The organism is Halosimplex aquaticum, assembly GCF_028747785.1.
In the GTDB taxonomy this organism is placed as follows: domain Archaea; phylum Halobacteriota; class Halobacteria; order Halobacteriales; family Haloarculaceae; genus Halosimplex; species Halosimplex aquaticum.
Genome location: NZ_CP118158.1, coordinates 3,125,854 through 3,144,746 on the forward strand (window position 1 = coordinate 3,125,854; position 18,893 = coordinate 3,144,746).

The 18,893-nt window shown below is 67.6% G+C and carries 19 protein-coding genes; 11 read left to right on the top strand and 8 right to left on the bottom strand.

Translation table 11 applies throughout. The features are described from left to right. Window positions 1-13 precede the first annotated feature (13 nt). The 5 genes from pspAB to PSC72_RS15680 form a co-directional block, all read right to left on the bottom strand. The gene (pspAB, locus tag PSC72_RS15660) at window positions 14-619 is read right to left on the bottom strand and encodes a PspA-associated protein PspAB (RefSeq protein WP_274322357.1); all 606 of its coding nucleotides are present in this window, start codon (window positions 617-619) and stop codon (window positions 14-16) included. 61 nt (window positions 620-680) lie between these two features. Beyond that, window positions 681-1,487 (bottom strand): aldo/keto reductase, encoded by an 807-nt coding sequence (locus tag PSC72_RS15665; protein WP_274322358.1) that lies wholly within the window; start codon window positions 1,485-1,487, stop codon window positions 681-683. A 61-nt stretch (window positions 1,488-1,548) separates the two neighbouring features. Continuing rightward, window positions 1,549-2,424, bottom strand: coding sequence for a M48 family metalloprotease (locus PSC72_RS15670; protein ID WP_274322359.1), 876 nt, complete (start codon window positions 2,422-2,424; stop codon window positions 1,549-1,551). A 100-nt stretch (window positions 2,425-2,524) separates the two neighbouring features. Further along, entirely contained in the window at window positions 2,525-3,403 is an 879-nt protein-coding gene (gene htpX, locus PSC72_RS15675) for a zinc metalloprotease HtpX (RefSeq protein WP_274322360.1), read from the bottom strand. Between the two features lie 27 nt (window positions 3,404-3,430). After that, a complete protein-coding gene (locus tag PSC72_RS15680; protein WP_274322361.1) occupies window positions 3,431-3,556 on the bottom strand; it encodes a hypothetical protein in 126 nt (41 codons plus the stop codon). 26 nt (window positions 3,557-3,582) lie between these two features. Here PSC72_RS15680 and PSC72_RS15685 point away from each other — a divergent pair, with 26 nt between their 5' ends. The 8 genes from PSC72_RS15685 to PSC72_RS15720 all read left to right on the top strand — a co-directional run bounded on the left by PSC72_RS15685 (window position 3,583) and on the right by PSC72_RS15720 (window position 13,629). Beyond that, entirely contained in the window at window positions 3,583-4,014 is a 432-nt protein-coding gene (locus PSC72_RS15685; RefSeq protein WP_274322362.1) for a hypothetical protein, read from the top strand. A 70-nt stretch (window positions 4,015-4,084) separates the two neighbouring features. Then, window positions 4,085-5,227 (top strand): 60S ribosomal export protein NMD3, encoded by a 1,143-nt coding sequence (locus tag PSC72_RS15690; protein WP_274322363.1) that lies wholly within the window; start codon window positions 4,085-4,087, stop codon window positions 5,225-5,227. 64 nt (window positions 5,228-5,291) lie between these two features. Beyond that, entirely contained in the window at window positions 5,292-5,870 is a 579-nt protein-coding gene (locus PSC72_RS15695; protein WP_274322364.1) for an SHOCT domain-containing protein, read from the top strand. Window positions 5,871-5,960: 90 nt separating this feature from the next. Then, on the top strand, window positions 5,961-6,992 hold the full coding sequence (locus PSC72_RS15700; RefSeq protein ID WP_274322365.1) for a class I SAM-dependent methyltransferase: 1,032 nt from the start codon (window positions 5,961-5,963) through the stop codon (window positions 6,990-6,992). Window positions 6,993-7,103: 111 nt separating this feature from the next. Continuing rightward, a complete protein-coding gene (locus tag PSC72_RS15705; RefSeq protein WP_274322366.1) occupies window positions 7,104-7,385 on the top strand; it encodes a hypothetical protein in 282 nt (93 codons plus the stop codon). Window positions 7,386-7,720: 335 nt separating this feature from the next. Next, window positions 7,721-8,701 (top strand): DUF7284 family protein, encoded by a 981-nt coding sequence (locus tag PSC72_RS15710; RefSeq protein WP_274322367.1) that lies wholly within the window; start codon window positions 7,721-7,723, stop codon window positions 8,699-8,701. Continuing rightward, complete coding sequence (locus tag PSC72_RS15715; RefSeq protein ID WP_274322368.1) at window positions 8,698-12,858, top strand: DUF7286 family protein; 4,161 nt, start codon at window positions 8,698-8,700, stop codon at window positions 12,856-12,858. The genes PSC72_RS15710 and PSC72_RS15715 overlap by 4 nt, the downstream gene beginning before the upstream one ends. Before the next feature lie 72 nt (window positions 12,859-12,930). Beyond that, window positions 12,931-13,629, top strand: coding sequence for a hypothetical protein (locus tag PSC72_RS15720; protein ID WP_274322369.1), 699 nt, complete (start codon window positions 12,931-12,933; stop codon window positions 13,627-13,629). Between the two features lie 244 nt (window positions 13,630-13,873). Here the strand turns inward: PSC72_RS15720 and PSC72_RS15725 are convergent, their stop codons facing one another. Beyond that, complete coding sequence (locus PSC72_RS15725; RefSeq protein ID WP_274322370.1) at window positions 13,874-15,388, bottom strand: glutamate--cysteine ligase family protein; 1,515 nt, start codon at window positions 15,386-15,388, stop codon at window positions 13,874-13,876. A 115-nt stretch (window positions 15,389-15,503) separates the two neighbouring features. On the opposite strand from PSC72_RS15725, the gene PSC72_RS15730 reads away from it, so the two are divergent. Then, the gene (locus tag PSC72_RS15730) at window positions 15,504-16,430 is read left to right on the top strand and encodes a hypothetical protein (RefSeq protein ID WP_274322371.1); all 927 of its coding nucleotides are present in this window, start codon (window positions 15,504-15,506) and stop codon (window positions 16,428-16,430) included. 30 nt (window positions 16,431-16,460) lie between these two features. Here PSC72_RS15730 and PSC72_RS15735 read toward each other — a convergent pair whose 3' ends face one another. Then, the gene (locus tag PSC72_RS15735) at window positions 16,461-17,135 is read right to left on the bottom strand and encodes a GNAT family N-acetyltransferase (protein ID WP_274322372.1); all 675 of its coding nucleotides are present in this window, start codon (window positions 17,133-17,135) and stop codon (window positions 16,461-16,463) included. A 148-nt stretch (window positions 17,136-17,283) separates the two neighbouring features. Here PSC72_RS15735 and PSC72_RS15740 point away from each other — a divergent pair, with 148 nt between their 5' ends. Continuing rightward, the gene (locus tag PSC72_RS15740; protein ID WP_274322373.1) at window positions 17,284-17,715 is read left to right on the top strand and encodes a DUF3054 domain-containing protein; all 432 of its coding nucleotides are present in this window, start codon (window positions 17,284-17,286) and stop codon (window positions 17,713-17,715) included. A 237-nt stretch (window positions 17,716-17,952) separates the two neighbouring features. Here PSC72_RS15740 and PSC72_RS15745 read toward each other — a convergent pair whose 3' ends face one another. Next, the gene (locus PSC72_RS15745; RefSeq protein ID WP_274322374.1) at window positions 17,953-18,123 is read right to left on the bottom strand and encodes a DUF7331 family protein; all 171 of its coding nucleotides are present in this window, start codon (window positions 18,121-18,123) and stop codon (window positions 17,953-17,955) included. Window positions 18,124-18,628: 505 nt separating this feature from the next. Here PSC72_RS15745 and PSC72_RS15750 point away from each other — a divergent pair. Further along, window positions 18,629-18,844, top strand: coding sequence for a hypothetical protein (locus PSC72_RS15750; RefSeq protein ID WP_274322375.1), 216 nt, complete (start codon window positions 18,629-18,631; stop codon window positions 18,842-18,844). The last annotated feature ends 49 nt before the right edge of the window (window positions 18,845-18,893 follow it).

An 18,893-nucleotide genomic window follows, 5' to 3' on the forward strand; every position in this document is an offset into this window, starting at 1 on the left:
TCGGCAAATAAACCTATTCCCACGGGTGGCCGCCGGGGCGGTCCGGCCAGAGCGGGTACCAGTACTCCTTGTCCGGTTCGACGGTGAGCTCGCCGTCCAGCACGCTCTGGAGTTTGATCTCCGTCTGGTTGTGCCGTTCGTGGTCGCCCTCCGGCGCAAAGGGGTAGTACTTCCCGCGGCGGAACGAGTACACCCAGTAGGCCCGCTGTCCGTCTTTTTCGAACGCGAACAGCGCGGCGAGCAGGCGCGAGCCGTATCCCCGCTCGATGAACTCGTCGGCGGCGAAGTGGATGCTCGTCACCAGATCCTCGGGGTCGTCGTCTTCGAGGACGACCCACTCGTAGCCGTGGTCGTCGGTCGTGAACCGCGCTTTCGTCCCCGTCTCGACCTCCCCCGCTTCGAGGATGGCCTCGACGTTCTCGACGGCGTCCTCGAAGTCCGTGCTGTCGACGTCGGCGAAACACAGCGCGGCCGCCTCGGCCGGCGCGAAGCCCAGGTCGGCCTCCATCGTCATGTAGGCCGTGCTCATCCCGAACAGATCCTCGGGGTCAGCGTCCCGGGTCGCGTCGGCCTCCGCTTTCATCCCCAGCGCGGACTTCAGGCCGTCCAGCAGTCCCATGTCCCTCCGTTTGGGCGAGCGGGTAAAAGACGCTTCCCTCCGGACGGCGAGCCGGTTCGTTTCAGTCGTCCCAGGGGGCGTTGTCGGGGTCGATCTCCCGCTGGCCGCGGTCGAGTTCGGCGATGCGTTCCAGGTCTTCGTCGTCCAGGTCCACGTCGTAGGCCCGCCAGTTGTCTTCGATGTGGTCGGCGCTCGTGGCCTTCGGGATGACCGCGACGTGCTCCAGCGACAGGAGCCACGACAGCGTAACCTGCGGGACGCTCGCGTCGTGTTTCTCGGCGACGTCCTGCAACACCGGGTCGTCGAGCACTTCCGTCCGCGCCAGCGGCGAGTAGGCGACGACGGTGTGGCCGTGCTCGGCGGCGTACTCGCGCAGTTCTTCCTGCTGGAGATAGGGGTGCATCTCGACCTGGTTCGCGAATATCGGCGCGTCGAGGATCTCGCGGGCCTCGTCGAGGTGCTCCGGCTCGAAGTTCGAGACGCCGACGTGGCGGATCTTGCCCTCGTCGTACAGCCGCTGGAACGCCGAGAGCGTGCCCTCGGGGTCGTAGGTCTTCGTCGGCCAGTGGACGTACAGCAGGTCGACGTAGTCGGTCCCCAGTTTGTCGAGGCTCTCCTCCGCCGTCTCCAGCACGTCGTCGTGGGCGAGATTCGAGGTGCTGACCTTCGTCGCGAGGAAGGCTTCCTCGCGCGGCACGTCCGCCTCGGCGACGCCGCGGCCGACGAACTCTTCGTTCTCGTATGCCTGCGCGGTGTCGATACTGCGGTAGCCCAGTTCCAGCGCCGTGCGGACGCTCTCGGCGCACTGCTCGGGATCGGTGTTCTGCCACGTTCCGAGTCCGAGTCCGTGCAGGTCGAGTTCGCTCATGTGTCTTCTCGTTGTTGGGCTGTGCGACCCTAACGGCTGGGGAAGCGGTGAGAGCCTCCCGCTACTCCGACCTCTCCATCTCGGCGGCGAGTTCGCGCAGCTTCCGGATCCGCCTGTGGGTCGGTGGATGGGTCCACGGCAGGCCGAAATAGCGCGTCGGGACGATGCAGAAGGCGTTGAAACCGGCCATCGAGCGCATGTCCTCGTCCGGCGGTTCCGGTAGCCCGTGTAACTCGGCGAGCGCCTCCGCCAGCGCGACCGGCTTGCCGGTGATGGCGACCGCACCGCGGTCGGCGGCGTACTCGCGATAGCGCGAGAGCGCGAGCGTCCCGGGCAGGCTCGCCAGCAAGAGGGGGAGGCTCAGCATGGCCACGAACACTGCGGCGCCGAAGTAGCCCAGCAGGATCGCCGTCCCGTTCATGCTATCGAGGGCGCTCCCGAGGAGCGAGAGCGCCACCGTCGCGGGGAACCCGGCGATAGTCATCACCGAGGAGTCGCCGTTTTTCAGGTGGGAGAGCTCGTGGGCGAGCACCGCTTCGAGGTGTTCGTCGTCGAGTTCCTTCAGGAGCCCGAGCGTCACGCAGACCACGGCCCGGTCGCCCGTCCCCGCGGACATGGCGTTCGGCTCGTCGCTGGGGATCACGGCCACCGGCGGCCGGGGCATGTCGGCCTGGGCGGCGAGCCTGTCGACGGCGTCGAACAGTTCGGGGTGGTCCTCGCGGTCGATCGCGACGGCTCGCGTCGCGACGTAGGCCAGCCGGTCGGCTTCGAGGACGAGCCCGCCGAGGGCGGCCAGGAGGACGCCGAAGACGACGAGCGCGGCCGGCAACGGGAGAAGCAGGTACACCGGGCCGAGGAGGGCGGCGTAGCCCACCGCAGCGAGGGCGAGCGCGAGGGTCATCCGGTGGGTCAGGCGGCTGTCGGTCTGCCACTCCATGGCCGGGAGTCTTGTCGGGCGAGTAATATGCCTTCGGTCGGGGAACCGGCGACGAGATCGGTCGCGGTGATCGGACGGCGAAGCGAGTCGCTCGGGGCGGTCAGGCGGTCTCCTGCTGGCCGGCGATCTGCTGGAGGCGCTCGACGCGGCGTTCGGTGGAGGGGTGGGTGCTGAACAGTCGCGCGACGACGCCCTTGTCGATGGGGATGATGAAGAACGCGTTCATCTCCGACTGCGAGCGCATGTCCTCCTTCGGGACCTTGTCCATGCGGTTGTCGATGGTCAGCAGGGCGGAGGCGAGCGCGGCGGGCTTGCCGGTGATCGCGGCGGCACCGCGGTCGGCGGCGTACTCGCGGTACCGGGAGAGCGCCCGGATCAGGAAGAAGGAGACGATCCAGACGACCAGCGAGGCGACGATGGCGACCAGGACCTGCGCGCCGCCCTGGCGGTTGCGGCCCCCGCCGCCGAAGAGGAAGCCCCACCGGAGGATGAGCATCGCGATGGTCGAGAGGAACGAGGCGATGGTCATCACCATCACGTCGCGGTTCTTGACGTGGGCGAGTTCGTGCGCGAGAACGCCCTCTAACTCCTCCTGATCGAGCGTCTGCAGGAGGCCGGTCGTCACTGCGACGGTCGCGGTCTTCTTCGAGCGCCCGGTGGCGAAGGCGTTGGGCGTCCGCGTGTCCGCGACGGCGACCGTGGGTTTCGGCAGGTCGGCCTGCTGGGACAGCCGGCTCACCATGCCGTGCAACTCGGGATACTCGCTCTCGTCGACCTCCCGGGCGCCCATGCTCTTGAGCGCCAGTTTGTCGCTGAAGAAGTACTGGACGAACAGGAAGATGCTCATGACGACGGCGATCAGTAGATACGACTGACTCGTCCACAGTAACACTCCGATAAACACGATGTAGAGCGCCGCGAGGAGGAACATCGTGAAGAACATCCGGCCACGGAGTCCCCAGTCGGTTTTCCACTCCATACCACTTGATAGGGGCCGGCGGACATATCAATGGCTCGCGTCGCGGCCGCGCCGGCCAGTCTCGGCGCGTTCCGCGGACTGCTCGCCGATCGGCCGGTAAGCGATCGCCGGTCGGTCGGCGAGCAGCCGTCGCTCGCCCTCCGAAACGCTCACTATCGCACCGCGTCACGCTCCGGCAGATGGCGGCTCGAACGGTCGCGTTCGTCGGCGGTGGCGCCCTCGCCCTGCTGGTCGGCCTGTCGCTCATGGGACTGGGGCTGTACGTATCGCTGAGTTCGACCTGCGGGACGAACTACGTCGTCGACGTCCGGCCGGCCGACGACGTGGCTGACACGCCCGAACCGGTGGTCGACTACGGGAACCTCACCGACCGCCAGCAGCACGCCTTCGACGCCGGTCGGAGCGGGTCGGACCGGTCGTTCGGGCGGCGAGAATCGATCGCGCGGCTGGACGAAGCGGTTGTCGTTCACGGGGGCGACCGATACGTCACGGAGGTCCGGGCCGCCGAGTGCCCGAAGCCGGAGACGTGGCTCTACTACGCCGGCGGGCTGCTCTCGGTGGTGGGCGTCTTCGCCGCCCTGTTCGGGATCGTCCCGTACGTCTACGACTGAGCGGGTTCGCGTCCGGGGCCGCCGGGCGGGAACGCGGCCCTTATACCCCGCAGGACAATACCTCGGGGTAATGAGTCGCTCCGGCGAGTTCTGTCCGCGCTGCGGGGACGCCATCGAAGCGGACCTCGACGCCCGCCCGGCGCGCCCGGGGGCCGAGGGGGTCCGCGACCCCGACAGCGTGCTCTGCGACGGCTGTTACTTCGAGGAGTTCGACCTCGTGGAGGCACCCGACCGGATCGACGTGCGCGTCTGTTCGCAGTGCGGCGCGGTCCACCGCGGGAACCGCTGGGTCGACGTCGGCGCCCAGGACTACACCGACATCGCCGTCGAGGAGGTCTCCGAGGCGCTGGGCGTCCACCTCGACGCCACCGACGTGAGCTGGGAGGTCGCGCCCGAACAGGTCGACGAGAACAACATCCGCATGCACTGCCAGTTCTCCGGCGTCGTCCGCGGGACGCTCGTCTCCGAGGAGGTCGTCGTCCCGGTGAAGATCGCTCGCCAGACCTGCGAGCGCTGCGGTCGGATCGCCGGCGGCTCCTACGCCGCCATCGTCCAGATCCGCGCCGAGGAGCGGACGCCGACCGAGGAAGAGCAAGAGCGCGCCCAGGAGACAGCGGAGGCGTTCGTCGCCGAGCGCGAAGCCACCGGCGACCGCAACGCGTTCGTCACGGAGGTCACCGAGGTCGACGAGGGGCTGGACATGAAGATCTCGACGAACCAGCTCGGCCAGGGGATCGCCAAGCGCATCGTCGAGCAGCAGGGCGGCACCTTCGAGGACTACGAGACGCTCGTCACCGAGGACGGCGACGGCAACGAGGTCTATCGGGTCACCTTCGCCGTGCGGCTACCGCGGTACCGGCCCGGCGAGGTCATCGACCCCGAGGACGGCGACGGGCCGGTGCTCGTCCGGAGCGTCCGCGGGAACCTCAAGGGGACCAGACTCGCGACTGGCGAGGACTACGAGGCCAGCTTCGAGGACGGCGACGCGCCGGACGCCCGGCGACTGGGCACCCGCGAGGACGGCCAGCGGACGACGGTCGTCACCGTCGAGGACGAGAACGCCGTGCAGGTGCTCGACCCCGAGACCTACGAGGCCAAGACCATCCCCCGCCCGGACTACTTCGACCCCGACGCCGACGAGGTCCCCGTCCTGAAGAGCCGCGCCGGCCTGCACGTCCTCCCTGACGACGGCGGCGAAACCGGCGACGCCTGACGCCGCGACCGCTTCTGACCGTCGGAGAGCAACTTTTTTCGCGGAGCGGTCGGTGAGGCGACACATGCGCAAGCCCCTCCGCTCGTTCGGGACCGTCCTCCGCCGATTCGTCGCGCTCGTGCCGGTGTTGATCGCGGTGACGACGCTGCCGATCGCGCTCCTGGCGCTGTTGAACGCCGGCGTCGTGACGGCGCTGGAGATTCTGGTGACCGGTTGGCTCCTGCTGACGCCGGTCGCCGTGCTCCTCGCGTGGATCGTGCTCGACCTCTCGCCGGTCGACCTGCCCGGGTCGCTTGCCGACCGCGGGATCGACCTGCCGGCGATCGCCACCAGTTCCGGCTCCCGCGCGACTCCCGGGCTCGGATCTGGGTCCGGTTCCGACGCGGACGGGGACGACGCCGTCGCGGTCCTGCGCGAACGGTTCGCGCGCGGCGAGATCGACCAGGCGGAGTTCGAGCGTCGGCTCGACCAGCTGCTCGAAAGCGAGGGCACCACGGCCGGGGGCCGTCGTGGCGCCTCGGCTCGTCGCGGCGAGCCAGACCGCCGTGACGCGCCGAACCGCGGATCGACACGGGCGGAAGACGGCCGAACGAGCGACCGGAGCCCTCCGGTCCGCCGCGATCGCGAGCCCGAATCGTCGTGAGCGAGCGGTGACGCGAGCGGCAGTCCATCCGGGCGCGGGCCGCCGTCGACTCGAAACCGTTTCGGCCGTCGGGGTCGTTCGCGGAGGCAGATGGACGAGAGCGAGGAGCGGTTCGCGGTCGTCGTCGACAAGCCGCGGACCGAGGCGGTGATCGCCGAACTGGAGGCGGAAGGGGTCTACGACGCCGACCGGTCGGTCCGCGAGTTCGACGAGGGGAGCGTGTCGGTCCCGGTGACGTCGATCCCCGAGTCGGTCGAGTACATCGAGGTCGTCCGGCAGGTCGGCGAACCCCGACTGCGGGACCTCGCCGACCACCTCCGCGAGCGCGGCTGGACCGACGAGGAGATCGACCTGGCCCCCTCGTCGTGGGCGGTCCTCGGCACCGTCGTTCTGGTCGACGTCGGTGACGCGCCGCGGCCCGACGAGGTCGGCGAGGCGCTGCTGGCGCTCCACGGGTCGGCCGACACCGTCCTCTCGCGGGGCGGAATCTCGGGCGCCCACCGCGAACCGGACGTGACCGTGCTCGCCGGCGCCGGCGACACCGAGACGGTCCACCGCGAACACGGCACCGTCTACGCGATGGACCTCGCCGAGGTGATGTTCTCGCCGGGGAACAAGGCCGAGCGCGCGCGCATGGGCGACGTCGTGGCCGAGGGCGAGCGCGTGGTCGACATGTTCGCCGGCATCGGGTACTTCACGCTCCCGATGGCCCGCGCGGGCGCCGAGGTGACGGCGATCGAGCGCAACCCGGACTCGTTCCGGTACCTGCTGGAGAACGTCCAGCGCAACGGCGTCGCCGACCGCGTCCAGCCCTACCGGGCCGACTGCCGGGACGTGTTAGCCAGGACTGACCCCGCGACCGACGTGACCGCCGACCGCGTCGTGATGGGATATTACGAGGCACACGAGTACCTCGACAGCGCGCTCGGGGCGCTCGAACCCGGCGGCTTCGTGCACATGCACGAAGCGACGCCGGAGGGGCTGGTCCCCGACCGCCCGGTCGGTCGATTGCGCGACGCCGCCGCCGAGCGCGGCCGGGCGGTCGACGTGCTCGATACGCGACGCGTGAAGGGGTACAGCGAGGGCGTCGCGCACGTCGTCGTGGATGCCCGCGTCGACTGACGGGCACGGTCCCGAGCGCAGGTGGAACGGTACCAATTAGCACGACGCTGCCGGTCTGACGGCCGACGCCACCACAGTAGTTTTTATCCCATGGGTGGGAAAGGTCGGAACATGGCGCGGGGGCCCTACGAACGGGTGTTGGAGACGCTCGAAGACCTGGACGCCCGACTGGCAGGGCTGGAGGTCGGTTACAACGAGACCAACGCCTCTGCGGCCGAGGAGCTCGTCGCGAAACTGGGGGAGTTCTTCGAGAGCGATCCGGACCACTACGTCGCGCTGTGCGAAGCGGTCGAGCGCCTCGTCGAGACCGAGGACTCGACTCACGCCGCGACGGCCAAGGAACACGCCGACGCGCTGCGGGACCGGGTCGAGGCACAGGTCGGCGAGGACTGATCGGGCTCGGAGGGGAAGGCCGACCAAGCCGACGCCGGTGTCACCTCTCGCGGTCTGTTCTGCTGGGGGCAACTCGCCGGTGTCTCCGCGATAGCCTACGTCGTCAGCCGCGGCCTTGTTACGTTTAAATAACATGACGAGGCCAATGGGGGTATGCAGTCTCGGTTGTCGGCAGACGAGGCGGTTAGCCGGGCCCGGTGGGGTCTAGAGCCCGGGCCCGAAGGGGCGCCGCCGGCCGGGGAACGCCGGAGCGCACGACGGGATCCGCGGGGGAACAGCGGCGAGCCAGTGATCGAGGTCGGGGTGGTCCGGACGCGAACGCGGGGGACGAGTCCGTGATCGAGCGGCGTTCGCGCGGCGTCAGCACGGTCGTGGACGTAACGTTCGCGCTGTTGCTCGTGAGCGCGTCGATCGGCGTCCTGGCGATCACGCTGACGGACGACGAACCGGCCCACGACCCGGTTCAGGCCGACCGGACGGCGGAGACGCTGGCGGCGGCGACGAAGTCAGTGAACTACAGCGTCGAGTCGGTCAACGGCGAACCGGAGTTCACGAACGACGGCTACGACTTCGAGCGGTCGACGCACGGGACGTTGACCGGACTCCTGGCGGACGCGGCCGTGACGAACGCGAGCTTCCCCGACGGCGGCGGATCGACGGCCTACGCGCCGGACTCGTCGACGTACCTCACGAAGGTCGGGGACGACTTCGAGGTCGCCGTCGACGGCGCAGTCCGCCAGGCGCTGACCAGCGCCGGCGGCGACGCGCACGTCGTCGCGGTCTGGAGGCCCTACCGGGACTCGGACATCGAGGGGCGCGTCGAAGCGGGGGCCGAACCCCCCGCCGGCGTCGACACGAGCACGGCGACGATGACGGTCCCGAGCAAGATGCCGTCGCTCGACGAGGCAGAGATCGAGCGGGCCTTCCGACTGGACCAGTACACGGGCGTCTCGCGGCTGATCGCCGGCGCGATCGTCGAGGGGTACTTCCCGCCCACGGAGACGCAACTCGCGCTCGAAGGCAACGGGCTCGGACGAGCGCTCACCGTCTACCGGTACCAGCGGATGGCGAAGCTCGTCGACCACGGCGGGTTCAACACGGACCCGTCTATCGGCGGGAGCACCGCTCGACCGGTCAGCCGAACCCAGGCCGACGCCGCGACGGCGAACTCGCAGTTGCAGTCCCGGCTCCAGTCGACGATACATGAGGAATTGACGACGAAGTACCCGTCTCCGTCGAGCGCGGACCCCGAGGAGGTCGCGTCGGCGGTGTCGGTCGGTGAAGTGAAGATCACGGTCACCACCTGGAACGAATGAGCCGAAAGCGACCGCAGACACTGGCTGTCGCATCGAGCGATCGAGCGCGCATCCCCTTCGCGGTCGTGGGGGTGTTACTCCTGATAACGAGCGTGACGGTCGTCGGAGTGATCCAGTCGCGCGAGGACCCGAACACGGACACGACTATCGCGCAAGCGATGAATCAGGCCGAGTCGGCCGCCCAGTCGGCCGTCAGAGAGGCGGTCTCCGACGCGGCGAACGAAGCGGCGGAGAAACCGGTCACGGTCCCGGCCGATACGCCTGCGGGACGAGTGCTAGCCGGGTCGAGCGGCGATCCGGACCCGGATCAGGTCTTTCGCCGGTACCTGAAGTTGCGGATCTACCTCGAAGCACAGGAGCAACTGGACACGTCGTCCCAGCGGATGAGCGACGGATCGGTCACGCGCACGTCGCTCCCGCACGTGAGCTACAGCGAATCGTCCATCGAGGACGCGATCGGTCGCGTCGAGTTGACCGCCGGGATGGACGACCTCGACGACGAAGTCAGCAACGGGACGGTCGTCGCGACGATCGACGGACTCACGACCAAGGTCGTCAAGAACGGTGAGGTGCGCGCGAGCGAGACCAGTTCGATCAACGTCTCGGTCGCGACGACGACCATGCTGCTCCAGCACAAGACCCAGAAGTACCAGGACAAACTCGCGGAGGGCTTCTTCGACGACGGCACGGACGGGTTCGGCAAACAGTTCGCCGCGCGGCTCTACCCGCTGATGTACGCGAAGGCGTACTACGAGCGGATGGCGCCGCCCGGCAAGGCGGACGCGTTCAAGAAGATGGTGATGAAAAAGGACATGGAGGTCCTCGCCAACAGCGCCAACTTCGCCGTCCAGGAGAGCGTCTTCGGGACGAAAGACCCGCGCCACGATTACGTGATGGCGTCGGCGTACGCCTGTATGGTCCTCCGGAACGTCGAGAAGCTGTACGACGCCGGCGCGTTCAGCAGGTCGGGGAGCGGTTCGAGTAGTTCCGGCGACGACTACAGCCAGGGCGCCGGCGGTGACAGTCTCAACGACGAGAGCTCGACGAGCGGGTGGAAAGACCGATACGGACTCAACTCCGCCGTGTCCGGTCTGAACGCCAAGGACTTCTGTGCGGCCGCGGCGATGCTCACCGGTGGCGCGAGTGGGAACCCGCCCAGTTCGGTGCAGGAAGTGGTCAACCAGTTCATCGGCGGCCAGGCCCAGCGGGCCTTCAACAAGAAGAGCACGGTTGAGGTCGACAAGTTCGCCGAACCGGCGCTCGACGAGGTCCACAGCGAGACGGTGGACTTCAACTCGGAGTACAGCGACGATACGGGTAAAGACCAGCCGAACGGGAGCGACAACGTCCCGGATGTCGGCGGGGACATGCCGACCGACTTCACCGATCGAAACACCTTCGATCGCCTCATCGACCGGATATTCTCTTACTCGGTGTCGACCTCCACCGGCAGTCCGTCGAAGGTGTCCGGTAGCTTCCCGGACGCCACCGAGCCCTCGGGGAGCGGCTGGTCGGAGGTCGACGACGGCTCGGTCAACGTCGACAGCACCGTCGACGTCTCCGTCACCCACGACGAGGTCTGGGACGAGTCCACGGCCAGAACCCGCGACCTCCACGAGTTCACCGTCAGCGTGACGAACCGACTGAAAGAGACGTCGCGGTACCGGAGACAGGTGACGTGTTCGAGTTCCGGGTCCAGTTCGGGTTCGACGCCGACGCCGACGCCCACGGGACCGTGTTACGAGTACGAGGATCAGACCGACTACGAGGAGGTCACCTGGGAGATCGACGTGACGGTGTCGGGTACCTACAGCGATCACCCGAATATCAACGTCACGCACAACGGCACGGACGGCGCCTACACGGGGTCGAGTCCGAACTTCGAGGAGGCGATCGCCAGGTCGATCGAGAAGGGCCTCAACGTCGATGCGAGCGACCCCGGAAGCAACTTCGGGAGCGCGATCTCCACCGGGAACATCAAGAGCGCGAGCGACCTCGAGTCGGCGGTCGAGAGCCAGATCTCCTCCAGCGCGACGATCGCCCCAGACGCGTTCTTCTCCGGGACCGAGCGCTCGGACCTGCGTTCGGACCTCGAAGCCGAAGTCGACGACCTGCACGCTCACGTCGTCGGGGACGAGTCCGGGCCACCGGAGGCCGTGCCGAGCATGGAGGTCTCGCCGACCGAGATGGCGACGGGCGACAAGGTGTTCGCGCCGATCCGGCGGAACGTCACGACGGCCGACCACGTCTACTACGACACGTCGGGGACCTACGACAGCGCCCGCGAGAAGGCCATCGCGGAGGCCCGCATGGAGTACGTCGATTCGGTCCACCGGTGGATCGACCGCGTGGAAGGAGCGCGCGAGCAGTCCTCGAACGACGTCAACAGCGAGATATCTAGCCGAGTCGACGGCGCGTCGGACGTACTGAACGAGGGACTGAGTTTCGCTTCCGACCAGATCGACGGGTCGGGGCCGACCTACAGTCCCGGGACGATGTCGGACACTGAGTTGCTCGGCGACGTCCGGTACTCGGTCGACGCGTCGCCGACGTACCTGACGACGGCGCCCGTCTCGCGGGCCACCGTGCCGGCCGTCCGGCCGAGTTACGCGTCGGTCTCGGAGGCGGGCGACACCCAGCACGTGCCGATGGCGGTGCGCAAGCACAACACGTTCGGCTATCCCGGGGTGCCGATCATCCCGTGGCCGACGTACTGGTACCTCTCGGTCGACCACTGGTCAGTTCAGGTGAAAGGCGAGTACGGCCGCTTCGAAGTGACGGCGAACAACAGCGCGCCGGCCTCGCCGAAGACGACCACCTACGTCCGCCAGGAGATGCCGGTCGAGCTTGAGATCGCGGGCCAAAAGCGCCGCGTCGGCCAGGTCGACCCGATCAACTTCTCGGCGTCGACGGCGGTCGTGATCCCGGTTCCCGGCGGGACGGTGTATCCGAAGCCCCGCTACGGGGTGGGCGACGACTGGACGCTGCAGGCACCAGGGACGTTCAAGAAGCCGTGGAAGAACATGTGCTCGGCGACGTGGCCCCACGTCGGGCCGGGGTTCAATCCCGGCGCGATCGACCCGAGCAAGTGTAGCAACATTCAGGACAACGGCGGCCAGATCAAGGCGTCGCTGGCGGACTACGTGCCGGGAAGCGACATGGTCAGCGACGTGCCCCTGGAGTACGACAGCAGCGACGACGAGTTCGAGTTCGACGCGCCCGGGCCGGACAACTGCGAAGAGGAGGACCTGACCGAGAAACTCGAGACGGATGACGACGCGATGGACTGGTACGAGGGGTTACCTGAGTCGGACCGGACGGAGATCTGGAAGAAACAGTTCTGTCGGCTCCCGAGCGACCGGTACCAGACGCATTATGCGGACTTCATCAAAGGAGACGAACCCGGAGATTCGGACGACCAGAATGTCGCTAACTCGTGGCGGGCCGTGATCAGAATCGATCGGATCGGTCTGACGAACGTCGAGAATGCTCTCGACTATCTCTTGCGGGACGAAAACGGGAACGGCCAGTCCCTCGCGCGTGAACACGATATCGACAAGTTCCTGACGGCGAAGGCGACGAACGACGTGGAGTACGTCAATAACGGTGGTGTTGATTCGCACAGACAACCAGGGATCGTGACACAACTCGAGACACAATTCGAGCCGGACCCGTTCGTTCGAATCTACGACAACGAGAGCAGCTACGGCCCAAGTGGGAGTTGGCTGGCTCGCCCGTCGGAAGTCCGAGGGTACGATACGACTGCGCTGATCGATCGGTTCGCGCTCTGGGACGGAAGTGTCGTTAGTGACGGGGGCGATTCGTGGGGGAATTACAGTTGTCTCGCGAAAGCGTACGTCCCCGAGGGAGTGACGATGCGGGTGAGCTACTCCGGTGGGTTCCATCCCAACGAATATCCCACACTGGACGAGGACGCGCTCGCTAACGGCGACTTCGGTGGGGAACTGAGTGCCGGCGAGATCCAGTACGAGATCGTCGGCAGTCCCGGACAGGTACCTGACGATCATTGGGTACCTCTGGGATCAATCGAATCCCTCGCTAATGGCGCCGTGTTTGACGACCGATGGAACGATGTCAGTGGTCCGGGTGACTCACCGCCTATTCCGTCGGGACACAACTGTAACGTGAGTCCGTGAGGCGGCTTGGTTTCTCAGGAACGAGAAAAATTCATACGTCCGTAATTTCTACGGACGTACGATAGATAGACGATGGACGTTTCGTATGAAGCCGCGAACACGTCGGTGACGATCGGCTCAGTTGAACAGCCTGTGCCGGGGAGAATTCGAGACTGTCAAGAACTCGACGATCTACTCGCGGTTAGCATTACGCCGGACGAACACTACGGTATCGACCTCAGTGATGCCGTCAAGAGTGCGGAATTCGCCCTTCCTTCACCGAACCGGAACCTCGTTGGATTCGACGAATCGGGTGAGATCACGTGGATAGTCGACACCCCAGACCACGGCACGAACGAGGACCACTTTCGCGATCTGTCCCTCGTATCGAATCGGCTCCTGGCGAACAACACGGACGACCATTACTACGAGGTCGACCCGTCGACAGGTGAGATAGTCGGTAGTTATCCCGAGACGCAACTTCCGATCGGTGACCGTGTCGTCTCGTTCAACGGGACAGTCAAACGGATTCATCAGCTTGATGACCTCGTCGTCGTCGAGACGGGAACGACTCCCACGTCGTTCTACGGCTACGAGACGGACGGCTCGTTACGCTGGCAGCGACACGGGAACGCCGGACTAGAGATTCGCGACGGTGCGCTCGCCGAAACCATCGTTCCGAACGATGCCCGTCGGGCAATTGTTCGTCTCGACCCGGACACGGGCAAGCGCGTCGAAGTTTTAGAATCCGATCTCCCCGACCCGGAGCAGTACGTTTCGGCGTCGGAGTGATGAGACCGATTTTGAGACGCCATTGATATGTTCTTCTGAGCGGTTCAGCATGACAGCGAGTTCCCCCGCTTCGAAGTGACGGCGGACACCAGCGCGCCGGCGTCGAACCGATTCCCGGCGAGCGAGACGGACGGCCACTACGAGATCGATCCGTCAACGGGTGTGATACTGGAAAGCTGGCCGGACACGAACATCCCGAGCGGACGGGCGGACCGAGGTACGCGCGTCTGCGCGTCGATTCCGCTCACAGCCAGTCGACGAACGACCCGTCGAGCAGCGTCTCCGTCTGGTTGTCCACGTAGGCCGACTGCATCCCCCAGATGGCCTCGGCGAGGGGGACGTTCTCGTCGACGGCGGCGGCGACGTGGTCGTGTTTCCAGCGGGCGGGGGTCGTCCGGCGGTCGGCCCGCTCGCGGAGCGGCCGGACGTACCGACGGGCGGCCTCGGTCGAGAGCCCCTGCGTCTCCAGGCCCTGCCGGGCGGCCTCGAAGAGTTCGCCGTAGATGCGGTCGTGATTCGTCGTCTCGGCGCCGTCGCTGGTGATCCACGTCAGGTCGGCGCGGAGGCCGTCGCGGCTGGCGGCGTAGAAGTTCTCGCGGGCGGTCTCCCAGTCCATGCTCCTGACGGGGTGTTCGATGCTGGTGAGCGTGGTCAGCAGGCCGGCGAACGCCGCCTGGAAGCTGACGGCGTCGCGGACGGTCGGCTGGGCCGGCAGCGGGCGGAACTCGATGCGGGCGTTGGCCGACGAGCGGTTCGCGCCGTCGAAGACCGGGCGGACCCACCGCCAGTAGCTGCCGTGTTTGTGCCGGAGGTGCGCGAAGGCGTCGTCGAAGCGGGCGCCGCCCTCGACGTCCATCGGGACGATTGTCTCGTCGGCGACGATGTCGTCGATGGCCTCCTCGACGCTCTCGAAGTCCGGGGGGAATCGGACCTTGTCGGGCGCGTCGTCGTCCGCGGGGTTGAGCACGTCCTCGAAGACGCCGATCCGGTGTTCCATCCAGGCGTCTTCGACGATCTCGGCGTCGTCGGCGTCGTCGTACAGATCCGGCGGGAAGAACGGCGCGTTGACGCCGAGCGCGAGCAGCGGGCCGGCGACCCGGAGCGCGTAGCGGAAGTACTCGGGGAGGTCGGGGGCGTGGGGGATCTGGTAGTGCGGCTGGATAGAGGTGATGAGGCTCTCGGGCATGACGGTGTCGGCCCGCAGGGAGACGTGGGGCGCCTCGATCCGCATGCCCGTCGGGTAGTCGGTGTTGGCCATCGCGTGGTAGCGTGCGGCGTCGGACATGTTGGTCGCGATGCGGACGCCGCCCTGCTCGACGGAGTCACAGAGGTAGTCGGTCGCCGTCTCGCCCGTCGGCGGGACCGTCCACATCCCGTCGCTGACCAGCCGGATGTCCTCGCGGTCGGTCCGCTTCAGGGCGGGCGCGAGGTTGGCTTTCAGCTCCGCCTCCTGGGCGGCGAGGCCGTGTTCGTTGAGCGGCTGGGGGCTGGTCTGCATCTCGGCGTTGTGCAGCCCCAGTTCCTTCTCGAAGCCGATGAGCCCGAGCAGGCTTCGGGGGACGCGCCGGAGCGACCCCGAGCGCGCGTCGACGGCGTACAGTTCGAGTTCGAGGCCGACGATGGCCTCCGTGTTGTCGAAGGTGCCCTCGCGCACCTCGTCTTTGAGCCGTTCGGCCTCCTCGGCGGCGCGCCGGTCGAAGTCCTCGGTGTCGACGGACAGCGCCTTGCGAACGCGCGCCGCGAGTTCGGAGCCGGACATACCACCTCGTTCGACCGCCACGATACTTGAAATCCGCGGGCCGCGCGAGCGCGCCGGCGGGCCGGACCGCCCGACCCGCCGTCAGTTTCAACTCGCCGCTCCGCGAAGCGAGGGTATGCCCAGGACCGGATCGCCGCTGGATCGCCTCCGCCGACCGGAGTACACCGGGGAGAACCGCTGTCTCCCGTGTACGATACTCAACGTCGCCATCGCCTCCGTCGGGACGACGCTGCTCGTCGCGTGGCTCACCGCCGCCGGCTACCCCACGGTCGCGCTGTGGGGGGGAACAGCCGTCCTCGCCCTCTCGCTGGCGGCCATCTGGTTGCGCGGGTACCTCGTCCCCGGGACGCCGACGCTGACGAAACGCTACCTCCCCGAGTCCGTCCTCGCGGCGTTCGGTAAGGCGCCGCCGGACTCGCCCGACGGCATCGACGCGGGCGCGGGCCAGGCGGACGGGAGCGAAACCGCGGCCGCCACGAGCGCCGGCTCGGCCGACGCGACGGCCGACCCGGAGGCAGCGGAGTCTCTCGACGTCGAGGCGGTGCTCGAACGCGCCGAGGCCATCGAGCCGTGCCGGGGGGACGACCGCTGTCTCACCGACGAGTTCGCCCGGGCCTGGCGCGAGGAGACCGACGCCGTCCGGGAGGCCGAGGACCTGTCGCCGTGGCTGGAACGACTCGGGCTGGAGGGCGGCGACGTGGCGACGACCGAGCGCGGTAACGCGTTCACGGTCAACGTGAACACCCGCCGCGTGGGCACCTGGGCGTCGCGGCCGGCCTTCGAGGCGGACCTCGCCGCGGGGTCGTTGCTGGCCGACCGCGTCGCCGAGTGGGAGTCGCTGCCCGCACACGCGCGCGGACAGGTCTGCAACGGGCTGCGCATCTTCCTGGAGACCTGTCCCGGCTGCGGCGGTCCCGTCTCGTTCGGAACGGAGACCGTCGAGTCCTGCTGTTCCAGCCGGACCGTCGCGGCGGTCACCTGCAACGACTGCGACGCCCGCGTCTTCGAGTCGCCTGTCGACGAGGACCAGGCGGCGGCCTGACCGGCGCGAACCGTCCCGGCTCCGGGCTGCTCACGCCGGGGATTCGATCGGATCCGGCGGATCGGCTCCCCGTTTTTCGTCCAGAAACGCCCGTTCTTCCGCGGAGAGCGCCGGCGCCTCCGGGTCGTCGTCGCGCTCGCGGTAGACGTCGAGACCCGCCTGGTAGGTCTCGCGCGAGCGATCGGCGGACGCGGCGCTTCCGCCGCTGTCCGTCCCGGATTCGCCCAGCGGTCGGTCGAGGACGAGTTCGGCGACGCCGGTCTCCTCGCCGGTGAACCGGAAGCCGGCGCGGTACAGCGCCTGGTAGGCGAAGGGGTTGTTGACGGCGATGCGGGCGCGGTCGTAGCCGCGTTCGCGGGCGCGTTCGGCGACGAACGCGGCCAGCCGGGGGCCGATCCCGTCGCCGCGGCGATCTTCGCGGACGGTGATGTAGCGGATCCAGCAGGTCCCGCTGTCGGTGCGGTCCTCGTTGAACGCGGCGGCGGCGACCACGTCGTCGGCCGCGTCCCCGTCCGCGGTGACCGGCGGTCCCGCGGGTTCGTCCGGGTTCGCCTCGTCCTCCGCACCGCTCGCTCGCTCCGCGGGGTCGCGGACGAGCGCCTTCCCCGTGTTCGACATCACGAACTTGCCGGCGTAGCTGAACTCCCGGTAGTCGAGCGTGAGCGTCGGGCCGTCGGCAGGCCACCCCAGCAGTACGTACTCCATCGCCGGAACCTACCGGACGTGGCCCCTTGTACGGCGCGGTGAGGACCCATCGGACGGGCACACCGGCCGCTGTCCGTCGCCGACGTAGACCCCTGCGCGACGGGAGGCATCGAACCAGTGAAGGGCCGGCGAGCCCTTGGTTCGACCCATGACATCCGTGGCGAGGGCGGTCCGACACCGCGTGGACCCGGCGGCGTTCACGGCGTTGGTGGCACTGGGCGATCTGGTCTGCATCGCGGCGTTCGTCCTCCTCGGCGTGACGGTCGGTCACGAGAGCATCGACCCGCTGGCGCGACCGGGCCGCGTCGCGCTCACGTTCCTGTCGTTCGCCGCCGGCTGGGCGGTCACGTCGCTCGCCGGCGGACTCTACTCGGTGGATGCGCGGTCGTCGCCGAAGGCCGCGGTCGCTCGGGCGGTTCCGGCGTGGATCGGCGCGGCGGTGATCGCCCAGGGGCTCCGTGCGACGTCGGTCTTCCCGGGCGGCGCCGCGCTGACCTTCTTCTTCGTCTCCGTCGGCGTCGTCCTGGCCCTGCTGGTTCCGTGGCGCGTCGCGGTCGCCGTTCTCGCGTCGGACGGCTGAGCGGGATGGACCGGACACGTCTGTAGAGCGTCGAAAACAGCGGCGCGACGACGGGGGTCGCCGCGCCGGAAGAGAGACCGCAGTCCGAATCGGGGTGGGGGTAGATGGGGGATCGTGGGGGTGGGTGGAGTGGTGGGGGTGGGTGGAGTGGTGGGGGGTGAGTGGGTAGCGATCAGGCTGTCCCACGATAGGGGAGGGAGCGCTCGCTCGTGGCGGGACCTGTCCGTCGGTCCATCGTCAACACGATTCCTCTACTGGAACGGCTTCCGTGGACTGGATCCACGCTTCGTGGTTCTCGCGGTCGTAGATGACGAACTCCTCGTCGCCGATGTTGAGTTCGGCGTACCGCGGCCGCTCCTCGCCCGTTGCGTGCCGTCCGTCGCTGTCGTCCGTGGCGTTTGGCGTCATGGTGTCTCGAGTCGGTCCGCGCCGGCTCGCTGTCCCTCCGGACCTCTCTTTCCAGTGGGATACCATAAGCGCACCTCCTCGAATATCACATCGTATAATGGGGGAGAGAATCCATCTCGATACGTTGTGTGGTCGATCTGTCCGTTCGCTGGTCGGCCGACCCGATCGCGAGACCGCTCCGGTTCTCCGCGGTGATACCGTCGGTCGCCGCCGATGGACGTCGACTGTTGCGGAGCCCACAACACGCCGCCCGCGAACCGACAGGCCGACCCCGGAGCGTTTCTCCGCCGGTAGTTCGGCCGTCGATGGACTGCGGTGGACCGAATTCCGTCGATATCGACATCCTCGGAGGGTGCGCGCGCCCGAAATCGGTTGAAATTACATCCATAAGTTATGGGAATTATTCCTAATGCCTTCAGAGCAAATATGCAGGGGTGACGAGAAATGATAGAGGATGGATTTGGGAAACACTTATGTATTACTGCCCTGTATTTTATGATAGATTATGACGCGATACTACGACCTCGTTCTCGGCCTCATCCCGCTCGCACTCGGTGGAATCGCGGCGCTCCTCACCGTCTTCGGATTCACGCTCACGACCGCCGTCCTGCCCGCGTCCTTCGTCGCCGTCGGTCTCATCGGCCACGCGATGTTCGTCAACGGCCCCGTCGACGACGCCCGCCCGGCGGCCGACGACGGCGGCTTCCAGCCCGCCGACTGACCGGCTCCGTTTCTCTCTACGACGCTTCTCTCCGTTCTCTCACGCTTCT